The organism is Cognatundibacterium luofuense (genome assembly GCF_018139685.1).
GTDB classification, from domain to species: Bacteria; Pseudomonadota; Gammaproteobacteria; order Burkholderiales; family Burkholderiaceae_D; genus Undibacterium; species Undibacterium luofuense.
The window spans coordinates 1-339 of the sequence record NZ_JAGSPN010000377.1; the positions used below are offsets into that span (position 1 = coordinate 1).

The following is a 339-nucleotide window of genomic DNA, read 5'->3' on the forward strand; positions in this document are numbered from 1 at the left end:
GTTGTCACTGCCCTTAAAAATCAGAACACCACGGCACCGGTAGGGAAGGTGAAAGGCGATCTGAAAGAACAAAGTATCCGTCTGATTGGTCGCATTGAGTCACCACAGGAATTTCAGTCCATTGTGATTAAGCGCCGTGGTACGGAAGTCGTGCGCCTGGCACAGGTGGCTGACATCGCGGATGGTTTTGCCGAAATCAGTGGTTTCAGTGTGCGCAATGGAAATCCGAATGTCGGTATCTCGATTACCCGTTCGCGTGACGCGAGTACGGTTTCGGTCGCTGCCAGGGTACGCCAGCTGGTGGCTGAAATCAATAAGACGCTGCCAGCAGGCACGCGC

General features: G+C 54.0%; 1 protein-coding gene. It reads left to right on the forward strand.

What is annotated here, in order from left to right:
• On the forward strand, window positions 1–339 hold a 339-nt coding region (locus tag KDM89_RS20850; RefSeq protein ID WP_212689744.1), incomplete at both ends, for an efflux RND transporter permease subunit.